Source organism: Corynebacterium sp. HMSC05H05, from assembly GCF_001807265.1.
GTDB lineage: Bacteria > Actinomycetota > Actinomycetes > Mycobacteriales > Mycobacteriaceae > Corynebacterium.
Window position 1 is genome coordinate 59,430 of the sequence record NZ_KV788386.1, and the last position, 17,865, is coordinate 77,294.

General features: G+C 65.6%; 18 protein-coding genes. 3 read left to right on the forward strand and 15 right to left on the reverse strand.

The window, feature by feature from the left end; genetic code table 11:
• Positions 1–16: 16 nt before the first annotated feature.
• Both HMPREF3151_RS04385 and HMPREF3151_RS04390 read right to left on the reverse strand, forming a co-directional pair.
• Complete coding sequence (locus tag HMPREF3151_RS04385) at positions 17–697, reverse strand: YceI family protein (protein ID WP_070474048.1); 681 nt, start codon at positions 695–697, stop codon at positions 17–19.
• Positions 698–734: 37 nt separating this feature from the next.
• Positions 735–1,082 (reverse strand): hypothetical protein, encoded by a 348-nt coding sequence (locus HMPREF3151_RS04390; RefSeq protein WP_070473850.1) that lies wholly within the window; start codon positions 1,080–1,082, stop codon positions 735–737.
• A 118-nt stretch (positions 1,083–1,200) separates the two neighbouring features.
• Here HMPREF3151_RS04390 and HMPREF3151_RS04395 point away from each other — a divergent pair, with 118 nt between their 5' ends.
• Positions 1,201–1,578: an RNA polymerase-binding protein RbpA gene (locus tag HMPREF3151_RS04395; protein WP_070473852.1), complete on the forward strand. Its 378-nt coding sequence runs from the start codon at positions 1,201–1,203 to the stop codon at positions 1,576–1,578.
• 80 nt (positions 1,579–1,658) lie between these two features.
• On the opposite strand, the gene HMPREF3151_RS04400 is transcribed toward HMPREF3151_RS04395, so the two are convergent.
• The 5 genes from HMPREF3151_RS04400 to HMPREF3151_RS04420 are packed head-to-tail and all read right to left on the reverse strand — an operon-like array spanning position 1,659 to position 6,645.
• Positions 1,659–2,702, reverse strand: a complete 1,044-nt coding sequence (locus HMPREF3151_RS04400; protein ID WP_070473854.1) for a polyprenol monophosphomannose synthase — start codon at positions 2,700–2,702, stop codon at positions 1,659–1,661.
• Positions 2,659–4,236, reverse strand: a complete 1,578-nt coding sequence (gene lnt, locus HMPREF3151_RS04405) for an apolipoprotein N-acyltransferase (RefSeq protein WP_070473856.1) — start codon at positions 4,234–4,236, stop codon at positions 2,659–2,661. The genes HMPREF3151_RS04400 and lnt overlap by 44 nt, the downstream gene beginning before the upstream one ends.
• On the reverse strand, positions 4,237–4,788 hold the full coding sequence (locus HMPREF3151_RS04410) for an FxsA family protein (protein WP_070473858.1): 552 nt from the start codon (positions 4,786–4,788) through the stop codon (positions 4,237–4,239). It lies immediately after the preceding gene.
• Between the two features lie 26 nt (positions 4,789–4,814).
• Positions 4,815–5,537: an SDR family oxidoreductase gene (locus HMPREF3151_RS04415; protein WP_070473860.1), complete on the reverse strand. Its 723-nt coding sequence runs from the start codon at positions 5,535–5,537 to the stop codon at positions 4,815–4,817.
• The gene (locus HMPREF3151_RS04420; RefSeq protein ID WP_070473862.1) at positions 5,530–6,645 is read right to left on the reverse strand and encodes a M24 family metallopeptidase; all 1,116 of its coding nucleotides are present in this window, start codon (positions 6,643–6,645) and stop codon (positions 5,530–5,532) included. The genes HMPREF3151_RS04415 and HMPREF3151_RS04420 overlap by 8 nt, the downstream gene beginning before the upstream one ends.
• Before the next feature lie 23 nt (positions 6,646–6,668).
• Between HMPREF3151_RS04420 and HMPREF3151_RS04425 the strand changes: the two genes are divergently transcribed.
• On the forward strand, positions 6,669–7,238 hold the full coding sequence (locus tag HMPREF3151_RS04425) for a trypsin-like serine peptidase (protein WP_070473863.1): 570 nt from the start codon (positions 6,669–6,671) through the stop codon (positions 7,236–7,238).
• Here the strand turns inward: HMPREF3151_RS04425 and HMPREF3151_RS04430 are convergent.
• Genes HMPREF3151_RS04430 through dop form a run of 8 tightly spaced genes read right to left on the reverse strand, consistent with a single transcriptional unit; the run spans position 7,235 to position 16,302 of the window.
• Positions 7,235–9,997, reverse strand: coding sequence for a DEAD/DEAH box helicase (locus tag HMPREF3151_RS04430; RefSeq protein ID WP_070473865.1), 2,763 nt, complete (start codon positions 9,995–9,997; stop codon positions 7,235–7,237). The genes HMPREF3151_RS04425 and HMPREF3151_RS04430 overlap by 4 nt on opposite strands.
• A 5-nt stretch (positions 9,998–10,002) precedes the next feature.
• Positions 10,003–11,013 (reverse strand): twin-arginine translocase subunit TatC, encoded by a 1,011-nt coding sequence (gene tatC, locus HMPREF3151_RS04435; RefSeq protein ID WP_246815200.1) that lies wholly within the window; start codon positions 11,011–11,013, stop codon positions 10,003–10,005.
• 9 nt (positions 11,014–11,022) lie between these two features.
• Entirely contained in the window at positions 11,023–11,286 is a 264-nt protein-coding gene (gene tatA / locus HMPREF3151_RS04440; RefSeq protein WP_070473867.1) for a Sec-independent protein translocase subunit TatA, read from the reverse strand.
• 35 nt (positions 11,287–11,321) lie between these two features.
• Positions 11,322–12,248 (reverse strand): helix-turn-helix transcriptional regulator, encoded by a 927-nt coding sequence (locus HMPREF3151_RS04445; protein ID WP_070473869.1) that lies wholly within the window; start codon positions 12,246–12,248, stop codon positions 11,322–11,324.
• Positions 12,248–13,201 carry a helix-turn-helix transcriptional regulator gene (locus HMPREF3151_RS04450; protein WP_070473871.1) on the reverse strand — a complete coding sequence of 318 codons (954 nt, stop codon included), beginning with the start codon at positions 13,199–13,201 and terminating at the stop codon, positions 12,248–12,250. The genes HMPREF3151_RS04445 and HMPREF3151_RS04450 overlap by 1 nt, the downstream gene beginning before the upstream one ends.
• Positions 13,202–13,207: 6 nt before the next feature.
• Positions 13,208–14,575, reverse strand: coding sequence for a Pup--protein ligase (gene pafA / locus HMPREF3151_RS04455; RefSeq protein ID WP_141741319.1), 1,368 nt, complete (start codon positions 14,573–14,575; stop codon positions 13,208–13,210).
• A gap of 28 nt (positions 14,576–14,603) precedes the next feature.
• Positions 14,604–14,792 carry a ubiquitin-like protein Pup gene (locus tag HMPREF3151_RS04460; protein WP_070473873.1) on the reverse strand — a complete coding sequence of 63 codons (189 nt, stop codon included), beginning with the start codon at positions 14,790–14,792 and terminating at the stop codon, positions 14,604–14,606.
• 10 nt (positions 14,793–14,802) lie between these two features.
• On the reverse strand, positions 14,803–16,302 hold the full coding sequence (gene dop / locus HMPREF3151_RS04465; protein WP_070473875.1) for a depupylase/deamidase Dop: 1,500 nt from the start codon (positions 16,300–16,302) through the stop codon (positions 14,803–14,805).
• A 66-nt stretch (positions 16,303–16,368) separates the two neighbouring features.
• Here dop and HMPREF3151_RS04470 point away from each other — a divergent pair, with 66 nt between their 5' ends.
• Positions 16,369–17,853, forward strand: a complete 1,485-nt coding sequence (locus HMPREF3151_RS04470) for a peptide MFS transporter (RefSeq protein WP_070473877.1) — start codon at positions 16,369–16,371, stop codon at positions 17,851–17,853.
• The last annotated feature ends 12 nt before the right edge of the window (positions 17,854–17,865 follow it).

Sequence of the window (17,865 nt, forward strand, 5' to 3'; positions counted from 1 at the left end):
ACGTAAACGAGCCTATCTACTTGGTCATGTTGATGCGGACGTTCACTTCGCCTTTTTCGGCGATTTTCGCCGCGACGAGCTCCGGGGTCTCCACGCCGTAGTCCAGACGGTTGATCGGAATGTCGCCGGCGACGATCAAACGGTCGCCCGAGCGCGCAACATCGAACGCCTGCGTGATGTCGTTAGTCTCGCCGTGGATGGTCAGCTCGCCGGTGAGCTCCACAGTGCCTACAGTGCCGTCATCCGGTACGGCGGACACGTCCGCCGGCTGGGTCACCGTGAACGTCGCCTCCGGATACTTGTCCGTGTGGAAGATACGGCGACGCACTGACGAGTCGCGCTTGTCGCTATCGGACGACAGGTGCTGCATGTCGACGGTGATCTCGCCCGCGGTCAGCGTGCCCTCGGCAATCGTCGCAAAGCCTGTGACCGCACGCGTGGACGCCGAGGTGCTACGGCGTTCGCCCGGCAGCACCTCTTCAAATGTGAACCCGGCGGACGTGACGTTGTCGCCCGGGCGGTTGGTTACCGTCCATTCGCCGTCAAGCTCCGTGGAGGCTGCGGATACTTTGTCGGCATCGATGCCTTCTGTCTTCACGCCGCCGCCCTTAAACAGGGTCATGAGCAGCGGAATCATTGCCACCAGCACCGCCGCGACGATGAAGATAGATACGACAACGATGAGGGTTGTGCGCATCTTTGCGCTGGTTGCCGCGCTTTTTTCCACCTGGATTTCACCTCAGCCTTTCAAGTTGCTGGGCTAATTCTACTAATTCGTCACAAAGCGGGGCCAAATCGTCAGGCTTCGCACCTTCGGCGGCTGCCGTGCGGATATCCTCCGCTGCGCACCGCAGCGCGTACAGGCGGTCGCGGTACTCTGCGACCTTGTTGCGGTTGAGGATCACCGCGTCCTCGTCAACCGACGTACCGGCCAGCATGGTGCGCTGTTCGTAGGCGCGCTGCTTGCAGGATGGTCCGCAGTACTTGCGTTTCCGGCCGCGGCCGCGGTTTACGGGAATTTCCTTCCCGCACCAGGCACATGTGGCAGTTTTCTTGGTAAGGGCACGTAATTTATCCGTCACGGTTATGTAGTCTATTACAACTGTCGATTACGCAAAAGTGCCCGGGAACAATTCGCAGAACTGCACCGTTATACTGGAGCGACTGAAAACAAACGGGTTGAAAAGGATGGTGAGTGCCATGGCTGATCGAGTTCTTCGCGGAAGCCGCATGGGCGCAGTCAGCTACGAAACGGACCGCGACCACGATCTCGCGCCGCGCCAGATGGCGAAGTACCGCACCCCCAACGGTGAGGTGTTCGAGGTGCCGTTCGCTGACGACGCCGAAATCCCCGAGGAGTGGATGTGCAAGAACGGCCAGGTCGGCACCCTCATGGAGGGCGAAGGCGTGGAGTCCAAGCCTGCCAAGCCGCCGCGCACCCACTGGGACATGCTGCGTGAGCGCCGCAGCATCGAGGAGCTCGACGTCCTGCTCGAGGAGCGCCTGGAGCAGCTTCGTAAGCGCCGCCGCACCGCCGCCCGCATTGCCAAGGAGCAGCAGCAGGCCAACGAGAGCTAGCTCGCTTTACGACGGCTCACGCAAGTGCCCGCCCCCGCGAAACCAATTCGCGGAGGCGGGCACTTCCCTATTGTCGGCTGCTACTTCTTGCGCTTGCCGTCGACACCGAGCGCGTGGACCGCCTGGCGGACGGTCTCCTCACCCAAGTAGATCGCGTCGTTCACGCGGCGGGCGGCGTTAGCCTGGATCTTGCCCAGGTTGGCGTGGTCGATCTCGTGCTTGGCCACCGAGCCGAACTCACCAATGGCGTTGATGATCTGCTCGGGAGCGTCGGCGGCCTTGCGGCGGACGTCGGAAAGCTTCGAGTGCTCCACGGCGTAGACGAACTGGCGGACAGTCTCAGAGGTCAGGTCCTTGACGAAGGTGGCCTTGTTCGCGGCGCCCCACTTGGTCACCTCGGCCAGCGAGGCGGTGGCGAAGCTGGCGTCCAGCTTGGACTCGCCGAGCTTGCGGTCCTCAAAGGTGATCGGCACCTCGCGGATGTCGAAGCCCAGCTTGTCCACCTTGTGCGCGATCTCCACCTGGAAGATGTAGCCCTTGGTGGACAGGGAATCCAGGTCCAACTCCTCCAGCACTTCGCGCTTGAAGGCGCGGTAGCCTGCTGTCATGTCCGCCACGTCGGTGCCGAGGGCGATGGAGACGTACTGGTTGCCCAGCTTGGACAGCAGGAAGCGGCTCTTCGGCCAGTTGACCACTTCCCCGCCTTCGATGTAGCGGGAGCCGATGGCCAGATCGGCGCCGTCATCCAGCGCGTCGAGAAGCCTGTGCAGCTCCTCCGGCGCGTGGGACCCGTCCGCATCCATCTGCACCAGCACCTGGTAGTCACGTTCCAGGCCCCAGTTGAAGCCGGCGCGGTAGGCGGCCAGCAGGCCGTCCTTGCCGGTGCGGTGCAGCACGTTGACCTCGTCGTGGGCGGCGGCGAGCTCGTCGGCCTTCGCGCCGGTGCCGTCCGGCGAGTTGTCGTCAACGACGAGGATGTCCACGGCATCCTTCGTAGCCAGCACGCGCTCGACGATAAGCGGGAGGTTCTCCACCTCGTTGTAGGTCGGAATGATCACCAGAGTCTGGTTGGCCACGGCGCTAATTCTCCTCGTATTTACGCTGTTGTTCTCCGGTAGGAGCATACCCCCGCCCACTTCGCCGTGAGGACACGGCTGCGGCAACCATGAGTGCCGCCCCGGCGGCGACGAGCAACCACTCCAGAATCTGCCCGAAACGCACCGCGGGCGTCGTGCCGGTGCGCAGCGGGAGTGTCTCCATCAAGTGCGCGGGCTCGAAGATCTCTGTCTGCTGTGACACGCGGCCGTCCGGGTGCACGATCGCCGAGACACCTGAGGTGGCGACCACGACCACTGCCCTGTCGGTTTCAATCGCGCGCATCCGGCTCATCGCTAGCTGCTGGTAGGTCATGTCCGTGAAACCGAAGGTTGCGTTGTTCGTCGGCGTGGACAAGATCTGCGCGCCGCCGCGCACTGCCATGCGGTAGGCCTCGTCTTCCGCCACCTCGTAGCAGGTGGCCACGCCAACCGGGATGCCGCCCATGTGGACCACGCCGTTGTCGTCGCCGGGCTTGAAGTCGCCAGCCAAGTCCACCAGGTCGGAGAAGTTGCGGAAGAAATCGCGCATGGGCATGTATTCACCGAACGGCTGCAGGAAGCGCTTGTCGTGGCGCTCCCCCGGCCCCGTTTCAGGGTCGAAGACCACCATGGTGTTGCGGGCGCCGACCTCGTCGCGGGTGAGCGTGCCAACAAGCAGGGGCGTATCGACGCCGCGTACCGCCGCACCCACCAGCGCCTCGGCCTCCGCGTCGACGAACGGGTTGACGTCGGAGGCGTTCTCCGGCCAGAACACCATGTCCAGCTTTTCCCCGGATTCCTTCGCTTCTTCGGCAAGCCGCAGGGTCTCGTTGACGTGGTTGCTCAGCACCGCCCGGCGCTGCTCGTTGAAGTCCAGGCCCATGCGCGGCACGTTGCCCTGCACGGCCCCCACGCCGGCCTCGCCGACGGTGGAGCTGTCCTTGCCGACGCCGAGGTTGGCGATCAGGCCGGCCGCCAGCGGCAGGATGATGGCGGCTGCGGCGGGGCGGCGCGACGTGGCGTCGAGAAGCGAAATGCACCCGACTGCGATGAACGCTGCGGCGACAGTGACCAGCGCGGGTCCGCCCCAGGCCGATAGTGCGGCGAGCGGGCCGTTGATCTGACCCCACGCCAGGCGCACCCACGCGAAGCCGCCGAAGGGCCACGAGGAGCGCACGAACTCGACAGCCAGGTAGACCAGCGGAAACGCGAACGCGCCGACGCGCCACCGCGCCACCAGCACACCGAACGCACCGGTGGCCAGCGCGTAGAGCGCCATGGTGATTGCTAGTGCGATATACGGCATGGCGCCGACGAACTCGCCCACCCACGGCAGGAGGAACAGGTAGCAAAACAGGCCGTGGGTGAACCCGATCAGAGCGCCGAAGCGTACGGACGGGCGCTCCTGCGTCTCCCCCGCCATGCCCAGCGCCTCGGTGGCGCGCCTGGGCCACGGGATGAGTGTGAGCCACAGCAGCGCGATGCCGAGGACTGCGGCCCACCAGTGGCCGATCGGTTCGTACGACAGGTAGACCAGCCAGCCGGAAACGGCCGCGAGTCCGAAACGGAGAAACGCCGGCACTTAACGCGCTCCGCCGGGGCTGCCGTTGCCGCCGGTGCTGTCGCCCGGATCCTGCGGGCGCTCGTGGCTGTCCATGCGGTACCACTGCTCCAGCTCGTCGGCGTCGATGACCGGCTTCTGCTGCTGCGCGTCGCCCGGCTGGTTGAAAGAGCCGTAGCTGGTTTGGAACTGCCCCATCGGGGTGGCGTCGTAGACGCGCACGCCGAGGTTCTCCACCGCGGCGCGGGCCCGCTTAGTCATGGTTTTGCGGATCAACGCGCGCGTCGGCCCGAACACCAGCGGCAAGCCAATCAACGATGTGACAAAGCCGGGGATGACGGAAAGCGTCCAGCCGCCGATGAGCAGCGCGGAGTCGCCCGCGAGCTTGCCGACGCTGGAGCGGCCACGCGCGGCCTGCAGCAGCGAGTTGCGCAGCGCCATGCTGGCAGCGGCGCCGCCGGCGATCATGAGCACGAAGATGGCCAAAAGCGCCCAGCCCACACCGATGGCCTTGGCCACCAGGAAAAACGCGAGCGCTTCGACGAGGAAGTATGCGAGAAGAGGAATCGGCATGGCCACGAGGGTACCTGGGCTCACCGCTACCTCGGCATGTGCCTCCACACTGGCCGCGGCACAGCGCGCATAATTGCGGCGAGGACAGCCAGGCGCCGCGGGATCCACACCGTGGCGCTTGTGCCGCGCGCGGCGGCGTCCACCACCGCGTCCGCGACCACATCCGGGGTCACCGACATCACCGCCGGTGTCATGCCTTGCGTCATCGAGCCGATGACAAAGCCCGGTCGCGCCAGGATGAGGCTGAGGCCTGTGCCGTGCAGCCGGTCCATCAGGCCCTGACAAAACGCGTCCAGGCCCGCCTTGGTGGAGCCGTAGACGTAGTTGGCGCGGCGTGCCCGCCACCCGGCGATGGAAGAGAAGGCGAAGATCTCCCCGCGTGCCATCTCGTCGGCAAGTACCGTCAACAAGCTCACCTGTGCGAGGTAGTCCACAGTGGCGATGCGCGCGGCCTCGTGCTCGTCGCGCTCTGCGAGCTCCTGGTCGCCGAGGATGCCGAATGCGACGATGGCGGTGGTCACCTCGCCCGCCTCGCGCACGACGCGCCGGTGCGAGTCCAGATCAGTGGCGTCGAAGTCGAGCGTGCGCACCGCTGTGGCACCCGCGGCGAGCATCCGCTTCTCGACGTCCGCCAGGCCCCGACTCCCCCTGGCGGCCAACACGACCTCACGGCCCTGGCAGACGCGTGCGGCGATCTCGCCGCCGATGTCGCTGCGCGCCCCGAGCAGCAGCACTGTGCCGCTAGCCATTGGCGCTGCCGAGGTCGCGGCGGGTGTGGTTGAGCGGTTCAATACCGTCAGCGGTCATGCGCACGATGTCCTCGATGCGCATGCCCCACTTGCCTGGCACGTAGATGCCGGGCTCGATGGAAAATGCCATGCCCTCGCGCAGCACGACGTCGGAGCCGGCGATGATGAACGGCTGCTCGTGGCCGGACAGGCCGATGCCGTGGCCCAGGCGGTGCGTGAAGTATTCGCCGTAGCCGGCGTCTGCGATGACCTCGCGCGCAGCGGCGTCGAGCTCGCCGGCAGTGATGCCGGGCTTGGCGGCAGCGCACGCGGCGTCGAACGCGCGCTCAAGCACCCCGTAGGCCTCCAGGAATTCTTTCGGCGCCTTGGCAGGCTCTCCCACTACGTGGGTGCGGGTGCAGTCGGACTGGTAGCCGGACGGCAGCGCGCCGCCCAGGTCCACCACCACAGGGTCCCCTTCCTCGAGGACACGGTCGGAGAAGTCGTGGTGGGGGTTGGAACCATTGGGCCCGGAGCCGACGATGACGAACTGCACGTTCGCGTGCTCTTGAAGAATCAGCGCGTGCAGCTCGTCCGCGATCTCGCGCTCCGTGCGTCCAGGCTGGAGCAGTTCGGCGGCGCGCTCGTGCACGCGGTCGATGGCGGCGCCGGCTTTCGCAAGCTCGGTGGCCTCATCGGCGTCTTTGACCATGAACAGTTCCGCCACCGCGTCGGAGGCAAGCTCGGTTGCAGGCAGTAACGCTTGCAGGGCGAAGACGTGGTCCGCGGTCAGCGACGACCCGAGACCCACGGTGCCGTCTTCAAGCGTGTCCGCCACCAGCTTGTAGGGGTTTTCCCCGTCGCGCCAGCCAATGACTTCGACGTCTGCGGCACCCTCCAGCCCCAGCGACTGGATGTCGGTCACCGGTGCCACCACCGTGGTGCCGCCAGGCGCGATCACCAGCGCGGTGAGCCGCTCGTGCGAGAAAGTCCAGGAACCGGTGAGGTAGGCGAATTCGGCGCCGGTGCCGATGACCAGCCCACCCAGACCGCGCTGTTTGACCAACTCGACGGCTTCCTGGCGGCGTGCGGTGTACGTATCAGAGTCGAATGCAGTCATGTGCGCCATGGTAGATCGCTAGCATCGTGGGAGTGTTGCCTGCCCTGAACCGCTCCGTCGCCCGCCTGAGCGCACCCGGCGGCGGCTACTGCTCGGGCGCACTCATCGCCCCAGACATCGTGCTCACCTGTGCGCACTTCTTCCGCGAGCGCTCGCATGCTGGGGCGCGGGTGCGTATCGACGGCTCCGTGTTCCCCGTCGACAGCCTCCAACTTCTGACCGGCACGGATGTCGCACTCGCCCGGCTGCCCAAGCGAGTCGATGCCACTCCCCTCGAACTCGGGCCGTCGCCGCGCCTGTTTGCCCGTACGCTCACTCTCGGCTACGGCGGCCAGGCGCGCAGCGTCCAGGCACGGCCGGGTGTCTACCTGGGCACGCTTCCGGTGTCCTGGTCCCGGAAGCGCGTGACGCGGGTGCGTCCGGCCGGAGTGGTCTACGCCAATCCGCCTGCGGTCAAGGGCGACTCCGGCGGCCCTGTGCTGGTCTGGGGAAAGGTCGTTGGCGTGCAATCCCTCATCCTGGATCCGGGCGGCACGAACCTGCGCATCGCCACCGTGTCGCTGTGGCCGCGGGGCCTGGCGCGGTCGCTGCGGGGGCTCTAGTTGCCGATCGCCACCACGCCGCGGCGGATTGCGTCCACAGCCCGGTTGGCGTTGTCCCGGATCTGGTCCGAATAACCGGTCTTTTTGATCTGCTCCAACAAATCGATCACCTGGCGGCACCAGCGCACGAAGTCGCCGGGAGTGAGCTCTGCGCCCGATTCCGCCGCCGCGGCCAGCGCGTAACCCAGTGGTGCTCCTGCGGTCCACTGGTGGATGGACAGGCAGAACCCGGGATCCGGCAGGCGGGTTGCGGGCAGATTGTGGCGCTGTTCGTCGGCAACCAGCTCGCCGTAGATGCGCATCGTCTCGTTCATCGCGTCGGCCATGGCGTCGGTGGCGGCTTCGGGGCTGCCGCCGGTGGCGCGCCGGTTTTCAAAGACCACCATGGAGGCCACACCGGCCAGTTCGGCCGGGTCCAGGTGGTCCCAGATGCCGCGCTTGAGGCACTGCGCGACCAAAAGATCGGAAACGTTGTGGATGCGGGAGAGGCGCTCGCCTTCGTCGGTGACCTGCGGTTCGCCGTCGATAAGCTCAACGTAATCCATCTCCGTGAGCAACCCGATGATGCGCTCAAACGTGCGGCCCAGCGAATCGGTGGAGGTATCCACGCGGCGCTCCAGCTTGGCAAGCGTGCGCTCCTCGCGCACGATTTCCTCGGCGGTGCGCGCCAGAATCTCCCTATCCGCCGCCGGCCAGTCGTGCACCGGGTGGTTGCGGATGGCCTCACGCAGCGCGGTGACCTTCTTGTTCGGCCGCACCCGGGACTTCTCGCGGAGGCGTTTCGGGGCGTTGAAGTGGCCGCGGTGCAGAAGTGACGCAACCTTGCGGGCGTGGCGGCGCGGCTGGTCCTGCATGTGACGCGGCACCTTGATGCGGCCCACAACCAACGGCGGGTTTTTGAACGCGGCGGCGTCGATGCGCCCGGACCAGCCGCGCTCCGTGGTCACCCAGGGGCGCGGGTCGTGCGGCTTGCCCGCGGGTTGCACCACGGCGGCAAGCTCTGGCTTGCGCTTGCTGGGCAGCGCAATGACCTGACCCACCTGCAGCGAGCCGAGGATCTTGATGGTTTCGGTGTGGCGGCTGTCCAGGTGGTCGCGGCGGGCCTGTTTCTCCTCTTCCGACAGATCCCGGCGCAGCTGGGAGTAGTCGACCAGCTCGGCGGCCGCGTCATCGCTCGGCGGAGCGAACGCGGAGATGTCGCGCTCGAGCTTTGAGCGCAGCGAGCGTACCTTCTGCTGTAACCGCTCGATGTCGCGCACCTCGCCGACGACGGAGCGGTCCGTCTGGAACTGGGCGAAGGACTGCTCGATCAGTCGGATGGAATCGTCGAAGCCATTCATGGCCAGCATGTTGATAGCCATGTTGTAGCCGGGCTGAAACTGGGAAATCAGCGGGTACGTGCGTGTGGACGCCAACCCCGCCACCTGGTGCGGGTCCATGGCGGGCGCCCACTGCACCACGGCGTTGCCGATGTGGTCGATGCCGCGGCGGCCAGCGCGCCCCGTGAGCTGGGTGTACTGGCCCGGGGTGAGGTCAACGTGCGCCTCGCCGTTGAACTTGACCATTTTCTCCAACACCACGGTGCGCGCCGGCATGTTGATGCCCAGCGCCAGGGTCTCGGTGGCGAAGACGACCTTGACTAAGCCGCGGACGAACAGTTGCTCCACGATGTGCTTGAACGCGGGCAACAGGCCAGCGTGGTGCGCGGCGAACCCCCGCATCCAGGCTGTGCGCACCTGGCGGAAGTTCAGCACCTCCAGGTCCTCTTCGGGGATGCCTTCCACGCCGTCGTCGATAATCTGCTCGATCTCCGCGCGCTCCTCAGGCGTGGTCAGCTCCTTGCGCGAGCGCAAACACTGGAACAGCGCTCCGTCGCAGCCCGCGCGGGAGAAAATGAACACGATTGCCGGCAGCATGTCCTGGCGCTGAAGCGCGGAGACGACCTCGGGCCGGCCGACGGGGCGCACTTTGTCCTGGCCGCGCGAGCGTCCGCTGCGCGAGCGGGAACGAAAGCCCCTCCCCTCCTCGAAGTCGCGGCGCCCCTCCTCGGAGGAGCCCGCCTCGATGCGCTCGATTGCGTGCTCGAGGCTGCGGTTGACGCGCCCGCCGGTGCCCGGCTCAAACAGCGGGAACATCTTGCGGCCCACCATCATGTACTGGCTCAGCGGCACCGGGCGGTGCTCAGAAACGATGACCTCGGTGTCGCCGCGCACCGCGTCGAGCCACTCGCCGAATTCCTCGGAGTTGGACACGGTGGCGGACAGGCCGATCAGGCTGACAGAATCGTCGAGGTTGAGGATGATCTCCTCCCACACAGCACCTCGGTCCCGGTCCGCGAGGTAGTGGATCTCGTCCATCACCACGTGCGTGAGCCGGTCCAGCTGCGGCGACTCCGCGTACAGCATGTTGCGCAGCACCTCGGTGGTCATCACCACGATCTCGGCGGAGCCGTTGATGCTGGTATCGCCGGTGAGCAGGCCCACCGCGTCCTCGCCGTGCTCTGCGACTAAGTCGTGGTACTTCTGGTTGCTCAGCGCCTTAATCGGCGTGGTGTAAAAGCACTTCGTGCCGCGGTGCAGGGCGAGTGCGACGGCGAACTCGCCGACGATGGTCTTGCCCGAACCAGTGGGCGCGCACACCAGCACGCCGCGGTCCTGCTCCACCGCCTGGCAGGCCTGGAGCTGAAAGTCGTCGAGTGCAAACGGCTTCGCGTCGGCGAATTCCCGCAGAAACGATGTACCAGGATCGGGGGAAAGCATGCCCCCTACAGTACGTCCCTGAAATCTGCTCCGCCCGCGTAGCCCCGCGGCGAGGAGTTGTGCTGGCGCTCCGGCGCGCGCTGCACCGATGCCGGGCGCTCAATCGCCTCCGTCCCGATGCTGCTTGCGGGGCCGACGGACGTCGGCGCCTCAATCGGGCCGGAGGCCTCCTCGTCGTCCAAATCCATCCAGTCGGGGCGTTCGCGCTTGTGCTTGCGGTCGTTCCAGCGGCAGAACTGGAAAGCCATCTCCACCAGCAAACAGATGGAGATAGCCAGCGCCACCATGGAAAACGGATCCTGGCCCGGAGTCATCACCGCAGCGAAGATGAAGATGCCCACGATGATTAGGCGCCGCTTGTCCTTGACGTGCTCATAGCGCAGCACACCCAGCAAGTTGAGCATGATGATGATCAGCGGCACCTCGAAGCTGACACCGAAGATGACAATGAGAGCGAGGAGGAAGTTGTAGTACTCCCCACCTGTCAGTGCGGCGACCTGGAACTCGCTGCCCATAGTCATCAGCACGTACAGGCCCTGGTCCAGCACGAAGTACGCGAGCAGCGCGCCGGAGACGAACAGCAGCACCGCAATGGTGACGAAGCTAAACGTGTAGCGGCGCTCGTTTTTGTGCAGGCCCGGGGTGATGAAGTTCCAGATCTGCATGAGCCACACCGGCGATGAAAGGACCAGACCAGCAAGCGCGCCGACTTTCAGGCGCAGCATAAACATCTCAAACGGGTTGGTAGCCAGCAGGCGGCATTCGCCGTCGCCGGTGAAATCCGCCCGGAGATCCGACGGCAGGTTGCAGTAGGGGCCGCGGATGATCTCGCCCAACGGCATCATTCGCGGCGGGGCGGACTGGTACCAGATGAAACCGATGATGGTGCCGACGACGATCGCGGCCAGCGAGATAATCACTCGCCGGCGGAGCTCCTGAAGGTGCTCCACCAGCGACATCTCACCGGCCGGGTTCTTCGCTCGCTTCGGCTTCTTGGGGGTTTTCGTGCGTGCCATCAGGCGGAACTAGCGTGGATTGTTCTCCGGACGCTCCCAGAAGTCCGCCTCCTGGGCAGCGCTGCGGGTCTCTTGCGCCGGAGCAGCGTCGATCTGGCGCTGCTGCGCAGGGGTGTCCGCCTCGTCTTCGTTGCGCATCTCCTTGACCTCGGACTTGAAGATGCGTGCGGAGCGACCCATGGAACGCGCCAGGTCCGGCAGCTTGTTTGCGCCGAACAACAGCAGCACGACGAAGATGACGATGATGAGCTCGGTCCATCCAACATTTGGCATGGGCTGTCCTTTCCGAAGACGGTGTAACGCGCAGATTAGTCTAACGCGTCGAGTATTCGTTGCGCGCGCGACATAGCTTCCGCGGCAAGACCTGCAGGCTCGACGATGCGAACCCGGTCAGCTTGGCTGAGGCTGAAGCGAACCAGCCAGCTGTCGCTGCCGTAGCGCATGGTTGCCGGGAGCCATTCGTCCTGCGCTTGCGCATCCTCCAGCTCGATGTCCCAGTAGTCCGCAAGCCAGGTGGCGTCTTTGTGGATTAGCAGTTTGGCTTGCGGCTGGTCGGCCATGCCGAAAGGGTCCGCCGGGTCGAAATCTGTGCCGGGGGTCTCCGAAGGAACGTCGAGAAGCTCCGCATGTTGGATCCTGTCCAGGCGGAACGTCTTCGTCTCGCCGCTGTCCGTGGCGCGCAGGTAGGTAGCGCCGGACTGGTGGAACAGGCTCGCGGGGTCCACCTCGCGCTCGGAGACGGTGTCCGAGGATGCGGAATAGTAGGTAATGCGCAGCTTGCGCTTGGCGGCGAGCGCCTCCGCCACGGTGCCGGCGACGCCGGCGTCAGCGGTGTGCTCGGCGTCGCCGACCGCCTGGGAGGTCGTCACCGCGCGGATTTTTTCCGCGGCGGAGCGCACCGCGCGGCCGTCCACAAGCCCCGGCATCGTTTCCAGGGAATCCAGCAGAATGAGCAGGGCGCTTGCCTCCGCCGGGGAAAGACGCAGCGGGGTGGTCAACCCCTGGTCGTCGATAATGTCGACGCCTTTCCAGGAGTACTCCAGGTCGATCATCTCGCCGGGCCCGGTGCCCACGCCGGAAAGAAACAGCAGCTCGAAATCGTCGCGCACCTGCATCGGGTCCGCGCCCAGGTCGCGCGCGATCTCCATCGGCGTCAGCCCCGGGTGGTTCGACGAGTACGCCAGCAGGTTCAACAGGCGCACCACGCGCTCCTGGCGCTTGAAGTCCACGGCCATTAGTCGCTCCCCTCTACAGCGGTGCGCAGCAGCTTAACGACGTCCTGACGGACCTGCACCGGCTCCACCGCGACCACGTTTCCGGCGAGGCTGGCGATGGTGCGCACCGCCCAATCGCGGTCCACGTCGCGCAGCGTGATGGTGTCATGGTCTTGCCCGCCCGTGTCGACTCCGGAGGCACGGGTGCCGCGCTGGGCGAGTTCCTCGCCGGTGCCGCGGGTGACGGTGACGGTGGCGCTGATCAGCTCGCCGCGCAGCGTCTCCTCCACCAGCGCCTGCAGGTCACCTGCGCGCTCGTGGAACGCGTCGCTGTGGCGCACCTTCTTCAGCCCCGAAACCTTTTTCAGGCGGAACACGCGCACGTCTTCGCGCTCGATGTCGTAACCGACAAAGTAGGCGCGGTTGTTCAAAGACACCACGCCCCACGGGTCCACCACGCGGCGCTCCGGGTCCTTGCCAGGGGCGCGGACGAAGTCGAAGGAAATGCGCTGCTTCGCCTGCACACACTTCACAATCGCGCGCAGGGTGTCTGGGCGCAGCTGGAAGATGTCGTTGGACACACTCATCAGCGCGGGCGCGTCCATGGAGCGCGTCGCCCCTGAGGCCGCGAGCTTGGTCCAGCCGGAGCGGGCGAACTCGCCGAGCGATCCCGGCTTGCTCAAATCTGCGGCAAGGCCAACCACGGAGGCTTCCTCGGCGGTGAGGTCGACAGCCGGCAGCTCGTAGAGATCCTTGACTACCCAGACTTCGCCGTCCTGGTAGCGCGCGGGCACGCCGAGGTCGCGCAGCTCGCGCACGTCGCGCTCGATTAAGTGCGTGGCGGCGTCGCGGGTGCGGCCGCCGTAGCCGTCAACATGCGCCTGCACCCAGGCCACGTCGCGTTTTGCGGGTGAGGCCAGCAACGCAAACGTGAGCCCAACTTGGCGCACGACCATGTCATTGTCGTTGGCCACCGCGACCTACCCTTCTGCAGTTTCTTGCGCCCGCACCCAGCTAATCAGCTCGGCTGCGGCATCGTCCGCGTTGGCGAACGGGTCCTGCAGCTCCACGGTGCGGGGTTCCGGGCGGTTGACCTTCAAGTGCACCCAGTCGACATTATGCGCAAGGCCCCGCTCGCGCACGGCGGTGAGAAACTCACCGCGAACAGCGGCTCGCGTGCTCGCTGGCGGGTTGTCCACCGCGTGCTCGATGGCGGCATCCTCGATCCACCTCTCCGCGAGCCCCTTGCGCTCCAGCACGTAGAACAGCCCGCGCTCGGGGTTGATGTCGTGATACGTCAGATCGATCTGGGCGAGCTTCGGGTGGTCCCAGCCGCAGCCGAGCCGGTCTTTGAACTGGGTGAGCAGTTTGCGCTTGATCACCCAATCGATCTCGGTGTCCACGCCAGAGAAGTCCTGCGTGGCAATGGCGTCGAGCACGCGGGCCCACAGGTCCACCACCCGCGCCATCTCCTCATTCGGCGTGCCCTCGTCCGGGCGTTGCTCAAGCCAGCGCTTCGCAGCGTCGAGGGTGCGCTGCTGTACCTCGAGCGCGGTGACGGTGCCGCCCGCTGCAAGGGTGAGTTCGGTGGCGCCTGTGGGGTCGGCGGCGATGTCGCGGATGTGCGCAATCGGATCCGCCAGCTCCATGTCCGGCGGGTCGAAACCGGCCTCCAGCATCTCGATAACCAGCAGCATCGAGCCAACCTTCAGCGCGAAGGTGGGCTCGGACATGTTGGAATCTCCCACGATCACGTGCATGCGGCGGAAGCGGTGGGAATCACCGTGGGGTTCGTCGCGGGTATTGATGATCGGTCTGGTACGCGTGGTGGCGGACGAAACGCCCTCCCACACCTGGTCCGCGCGCTGGGAGATGACGAATTTATCCCCCGCGATCTTGCCCGCGCCACAGATCAGCTGGCGCGTAATCAGAAACGGCAGCAACTGCTGGCCGAAGGACTTCAGCGCGAGCTCGCGGCTGATCAGGTAGTTCTCGTGCGCGCCGTAGGAGTTGCCGCGCGAATCCACGTTGTTTTTGAACAGATAGGTCGAGCCCGCGAAGCCGTCGTTACGCAGCGCCTCGTCGCACTGCTGCGACAACTGGTGGAAGATCCGCTCCCCCGCCTTGTCGTAGGCGAGCAGTTGGCTCAGCGAGTCGCACTCCGCGGTCGCGTACTCAGGGTGCGAGCCCACATCCAAGTACAGGCGCGAAGCGTTGGCGGTGAAAACGTTGGAGCTGCGGTGCTGCGCGACCACCGGGCGAAACAGGTAGCGCGCGACCTCCTCGGGCGTGAGCACCTGGCGTGAGCCGTCGTAGGCGGCCACGCCGAACTCCGTTTCTACGCCCATGACTCGGCGCGGGTAGCTGGTTGTCAGCTTACTGCCCGCCCTTCTGCACAAACGACTTCACAAACTCCTCCGCGTTGTTGTCCAACAGCGCGTCAATCACGTCGAGCAGGTCGTCGGTGCCGGAGGTGTTGATCTGGGCCTGGCCGGCCGATTCTGCGGCGACGTCCTCGCCGTGGTTGTCCCCGCCACCGGAAGCGTGTGTCTGTTGCGTAGCCATAGATGCAACCTTAGCGTTCTGGGGCCAGCCCCAGGCCGGAAAGCAGCTCGCGTGTTGTCACCGAGTTTTCGATTAACTCCCCCACGTCCGCTTTCGTGTGGCTGCCCAGCAGGTCCAGAGGTACGCGGTAGAGCTGCCCGTCCACGGTAAACAGCATGGACTGCCAGTTCGACGCCGTTAGGTCCTCGGCGAACTTCTCGCCGGCGCGTCCCCGGAAGTAGGCGCGGGTGTCCTCCGGCGGGTGCACCGCGGCGCGCGCGATCTCTTCGGCGCTGACCAGCGTGCGCATCGCGCCCTTGCGCACCAGCGCGTGGTACAGGGACGTCTTTGGGTCGATGTCCGCGTACTGCAGGTCAATCGCCTGCAGCTTCGCCTGGGTTGCGCCGCGCTGCTCAAACCTGCGCACCAGCGCCCACTTCGCCGTCCAATCCAGCCGATCGGCGGTGGAGAGCGGGTCGCGCTCGAGATCGTCGAGGACCTCGCCCCACATCTTGAGCACTTGCTTATCGACGTCGCTCCGCCCCTCACACCTTCTCCTATATTCCCGGAGGATGGAGATCGCGGTCAACCTTTGGCCGTCGAGAAGCTCAAGCTCGTATTGCAGCGTGGGGTCGTGGCTGACCGCCTTGATGTCTTCGACCGGGCTTTTCAGGCGCAGGTCCGAGAAATCCACCCCGGACTCAATCGCGTCGAGCACAAGCGAGGTCATGCCGAGTTTGAGGAAATTGGAGAACTGGCTCATGTTCGCGTCCCCCACGATGACGTGCAGGCGGCGGAACTCTTCCTCGGGTGCGTGCGGCTCGTCGCGCGTGTTGACGATGCCGCGGTTGAGCGTGGTCTCAAGCGAAACCTCCTGCTCGAAGTAGTCCGCCCGCTGTGAGATTTGGAAGCCCGGCTCCTGCGACTCCTGGCCGATGCCCACCCGGCCCGCGCCGATGATGACCTGGCGGGTGACGAAGAACGGGATCAGCGCCTGGGTGAGGTTTTCGAAGTTGGTGTGGCGCGAGTACAGGTAGTTCTCGTGGCTGCCGTAGGAGCGGCCCTTGCCGTCGACGTTGTTTTTGTAGAACTTCAGCGGCGGGCACGGCTCGTGCTTGGCTAGCACGGAGACCTGCTGCTCCCACAGCTCGCGTATGCAGGCGGCGGCGTCGTTGAGGACGATGTCGCCGGCCGCGTCGTAGACCATCGCGTCAAACGCGTTCGAGCACTCCGGGCTGGAGTACTCCGGGTGCCCGTGGTCGACGTAGTAGCGCGCGCCGTTGGTGGTGACCACGTTGGCAACCCCGATCGCGTTCGCGTCCACGACCGGCACGCTGCGGTAGCGCTGCAGGTCGAAGCCGCGGGTGTCCTTCAACGGCGCCTCCTCCGCATAGTCCCAGCGGGTGCGGGCCTGGGTGCGCAGCGCCGCGTACGCGACCACCGCGTGCGTGGAGGTGACCAGCGGGCTGATCTGCGGGTTGTCCGGGCAGGTGATGCCGTACTCCGTCTCGGTTCCCATGTAGCGCGTCATAGGTGACGAGCCTACAGGCGTGTCCGTGTTTGGAAGATAATACGATCGGACGTATTTTATTTAGTTATGACTTCACTACCACGGCCCGGTGTGTCCGCGCCTCAGACCGAGCGCAAATTTTTCGGTCAGCCCTGGGGGCTGGCCAACCTCTTCGGCATTGAGCTGTGGGAGCGCTTCAGCTTCTACGGCATGCAGGCGCTGCTGGCCTACTACATGTACCACTCGACCACCGAGGGCGGCCTCGGTATCGACGAGCCCACCGCGCTGAGCCTGGTCGGCGCCTACGGCGGCTTTGTGTACATGATGGCGCTCGTCGCATCCTTCGTGGGCGACAGAATCCTCGGTGCGGAGCGCACGCTGTTCTACTCGGCAATCCTGGTCATGGTGGGGCACTGTGTGCTTGCACTCGTTCCCGGCGCAACAGGCTTGGCCATCGGCCTGGTGTGCATCGGCATCGGCTCCGGCGGCGTGAAGACGGCCACCCAGGTGGTGCTCGGCGACCTGTACACCCGCGAGGACCCGCGCCGTGACGCAGGCTTTTCCATCTTCTACATGTCCGTCAATATCGGCGGCCTGCTCGGCCCCGCAATCACGGGCTGGGTGTGGGGCATGGCCGGTTTCCACTGGGGCTTCGGCCTGGCCGCCATCGGCATGGCCATTGGCCTGGCGCAGTACACGCTGATGCGCAAGTCCACCATCGGCGCTGCCGGTTCCGAGGTGCCCAACCCGTTGCCGCGATCGAAGTGGGCGCCCGTTGGTTTCGGTGCGCTTGCTGTCGCCGCCCTCGTTGTCGGTCTGCTGACCACGGGCATTCTGCCGTTGGACTGGCTGAGCTGGGTGGTCTTCGCCATCGCCCTTGCAGCAACAGTGATTCTGCTGTGGGAGATGTTCGCCTCTAACAAGGTCACCGCCCACGAAAAGTCGCGCCTGACCGGCTACATCCCGCTGCTCGCCGGCTCCGTGGCCTTCTTCGCCATCTTCCAGTCGCAATTCACCGTTGTGGCGCTGTACACTGACCAGCGCGCGAACCTGGACTTCTTCTGGACCGAACTCGAACCCGCGCAGGTGCAGTCCTTCAACCCACTGTTCATCATCATCTTCGCGCCGATCTTCGCCGCCATGTGGACGAAGCTCGGCGAACGCCAGTGGGCGTCTGCCACGAAGTTCGGCGTGGCCAACATCATCATCGGCCTGTCGCTGTTCATCTTCCTGCCGTACGTAGGAAAGGGCGAGAATTCCACGCCGCTCGCGGTGCTTGTGCTGATTCTGTTCCTGTTCACCATGGGCGAGCTCCTGCTGTCCCCGGTCGGCAACTCGCTGGCCACCAAGGTCGCCCCGGTGGCGTTCAAGTCGCGTCTGTTCGCGGTGTGGCTGATGTCGGTGTCCATGGGCACCGCGCTGTCCGGCGTGCTCGGCTCGCTGTACAACCCGAACGACGCCACCGCTGAGCGCACTTTCTTCCTCACCCTGTCCGCGGTGACCATCGTGCTCGGGTTGGTGCTCATCGCGATCAGCCGTTGGGTCGTGCGCAAGTTTGGGGACGTGCGCTAGGCGGAGCTTGCG